The 2,645-nt window shown below is 71.2% G+C and carries 3 protein-coding genes; 1 reads left to right on the top strand and 2 read right to left on the bottom strand.

Translation table 11 applies throughout. The features are described from left to right. Together RWM17_RS13865 and RWM17_RS13860 are read right to left on the bottom strand one after the other, a co-directional pair. Nucleotides 1-1,207 (bottom strand): MFS transporter (locus RWM17_RS13865; RefSeq protein ID WP_314104624.1); only part of this gene is annotated, 1,207 nt, incomplete at its 3' end. Then, nucleotides 1,204-1,671 (bottom strand): MarR family transcriptional regulator, encoded by a 468-nt coding sequence (locus tag RWM17_RS13860; protein ID WP_314104622.1) that lies wholly within the window; start codon nt 1,669-1,671, stop codon nt 1,204-1,206. The genes RWM17_RS13865 and RWM17_RS13860, both read right to left, overlap by 4 nt. A 143-nt stretch (nt 1,672-1,814) precedes the next feature. Between RWM17_RS13860 and RWM17_RS13855 the strand changes: the two genes are divergently transcribed. Continuing rightward, complete coding sequence (locus RWM17_RS13855) at nt 1,815-2,567, top strand: SDR family oxidoreductase (protein ID WP_314104620.1); 753 nt, start codon at nt 1,815-1,817, stop codon at nt 2,565-2,567. The last annotated feature ends 78 nt before the right edge of the window (nt 2,568-2,645 follow it).

Below are 2,645 nucleotides of genomic sequence, written 5' to 3'. Positions count from 1 at the left end.
CCCGCAGGTGCTGCCGGCGCACGAGCCAGACGACGGCGATCCCGGCGGCGACGAAGCCGGCGGCGGCGCCGACGCCGATCGCCCAGCGAGGCCCGGCCGTGTCGGCGACCCAGCCCACGATCGGGGCGCCGAGCGGCGTGCCGCCCGTGAAGATCGCCATGTACAGCGCCATCACGCGACCGCGCATCTCGGGCGCGGTCGACAGCTGCACCGTGCTGTTGGCCGTGGTCATCAGCGTGATCGACGACAGCCCGACGGTGACGAGCACGGCCGCGAACGTCCAGTAGCTGGGCATCAGCGCGGCGACGGTGCAGGTCACCCCGAAGGAGGCGGCGGCCAGCACCAGCACCCGCATCCGCGGGCGCTCGCGTCGCGCCGAGAGCAGGGCGCCGGTCAGCGACCCCACGGCGATGCACGACGAGAGCAGGCCGAACCCGCTGGCGTCGACGCCGAACTCGACGCTGGCCATCGTCGACGTGAAGATCGGGAAGTTGAGGCCGAAGCTGCCGATCACGAAGATCATCGTGAAGACGACGAGCAGGTCGGGGCGCCCCTTCACGTACCGGAACCCCTCCCTGATCTGGCGCTTCGCCCGCGACACCGGCGGCTTGTGCTCGAGCTGCGACACCCTGATGAAGCGCAGCGACAGCAGCACCGCGGCGAACGACGCCGCGTTGATGAGGAACACCCAGCCGGTGCCCACGCTCGCGATCAGCACGCCGGCGACGGCCGGGCCGAGGAGGCGCGCGCCGTTGAACGAGGCCGAGTTCAGCGAGACGGCGTTCGAGAGGTGCCCCGGGGGGACGAGCTCCGAGACGAAGCTCTGGCGGATCGGGGCGTCGATGGCGTTCACGGTGCCGAGCAGGAGGGCGAACACCCAGACCATCCAGAGCTGCGCGACGTCGGTGAGCACCAGCAGGCCGAGGGCCAGGCCGAGCAGCGCCATCGTGCCCTGGGTGAGCATCAGCATGCGACGCCGGTCGAACCGGTCGGCGATGAGGCCGGTGATCGGCACGAGCAGGATCGGCGGCGCGAACTGCAGCGCCATGGTGATGCCGACCGCGGTCGCGTCGTGGTCGGTGAGGTGGGTGAGCACGAGCCAGTCCTGCGCGGTGGCCTGCATCCACGTGCCCGTGTTCGAGACGAGCGCGCCGCCGAACCACAGCCGGTAGTTGTAGAGGCCGAGCGAGCGGAACATCGCGCTCACGACCGGTTCAGCTTCCGCAGGATCTCGGTGGCGTCGGCCAGGGTGCGTCGCTCGTCGGCGGTCAGCGCGGCCAGCCGCGGCACCAGCCACTCGTCGCGGCGGCGTCGGGTCTCGAACACGAACGCGGCACCCGCCTCCGTCGTCTCGAGCACCACCCGGCGCCGGTCGTCGTCGTCGACCCGGCGGCTGAGCAGTCCGGCGTCGACGAGCTTGCCGACCGTGCGGTTCATCGACGGGGGAGTGACGCCCTCGTGCTCGGTGAGCGCGCCGATGGTGAGGGGCTGCTCCTGGAAGACGTAGCCGAGGGCGGCCATCTGCGCGTCGGAGACGTCGACGTCGGCCTTCTGCTGTCGCATCCGGCGGGCGAGCCGGAGCACGGAGCCGCGCACGTCGGAGGCGAGCTGGGCGTGCGGGACGGTGCGGCGGGCGGGTGCTGCAGCTGCGGGTGCGGTGGTCTCGGTCATCGCCCGCCAGCCTAATCATTTAGCTCGCCTAAGTAAACGATCGGCTTAAATGTCCGACACCTGTTGCCGCCAGGTCCATGCAGGCGTATCGTCGAGGACGGCTCATCGAGGAGCCCCACACGACACGAGGAAGAAGCGACAGCATGGGCAAGTTCAGCGGCAAGACGGCGATCGTGACCGGCGGCGGGAGCGGCATCGGCGCCGAGGTCTCGCGCCAGCTCGCGGCGGAGGGCGCGTCCGTCGTCGTCACCGACATCAAGGTCGACGCGGCGCAGGGCATCGTCGACGAGATCACGGCCGCGGGCGGCACCGCCTCCGCCTTCGAGCAGAACACCGCGAAGTGGGAGCACTCGGAGGCGGCCGTCGCGTTCGCGAAGGAGACCTACGGGGCCCTGCACCTCGCCGTCAACAACGCCGGCATCGGCGCCGCGCCGCAGACGATCGGCGACTACGACATCGCCGCCTGGGACAGGGTCCGCTCGGTCGACCTCGACGGCGTCTTCTACGGCCTGAAGTTCCAGCTGCCCGCGATGGTGGAGGCCGGCGGCGGAGCCGTCGTCAACATGGCCTCCGTGCTCGGCTCGGTCGGCATCGCGAAGAACGCGGCCTACGTCACGAGCAAGCACGCGCTCATCGGCCTGACCAAGGTCGCGGCGCTCGAGTACACGGCACAGGGCGTCCGCACCAACGCCGTCGGCCCGGGCTTCATCGACACGCCGCTCGTCCGCTCGTCGATGTCGACCGACGAGCTGCACGCCCTCGAGGGCCAGCACGCGTCGGGCCGCCTCGGCACCGACTCCGAGGTCGCGGCGCTCGTGCTGTTCCTCCTCAGCCCCGAGGCGTCGTTCATCTCGGGCAGCTACCACCTCGTCGACGGCGGCTACTCGGCGCACTAGCCCGCGCGATCCCGCTCGCGTGGCCGCGTGAGCGGGGTGCGGCGGGTTCCCGTCGTCCACGGCGGGTCCGCGCTGACC

Origin of the sequence: uncultured Frigoribacterium sp., from assembly GCF_963515265.1 — a bacterium.
GTDB lineage: Bacteria > Actinomycetota > Actinomycetes > Actinomycetales > Microbacteriaceae > Frigoribacterium.
The sequence above is the reverse complement of the archived record's forward strand: the minus strand, read 5'-3'. Positions and strand labels throughout refer to the sequence as shown.

Bases quoted from the DNA above. Each gene is read 5' to 3' on its own strand.
- RWM17_RS13855 (WP_314104620.1), top strand. From the start codon at position 1,815: ATGGGCAAGTTCAGCGGCAAGACGGCGATCGTGACCGGCGGCGGGAGC.
- RWM17_RS13860 (WP_314104622.1), bottom strand. From the start codon at position 1,671: ATGACCGAGACCACCGCACCCGCAGCTGCAGCACCCGCCCGCCGCACC.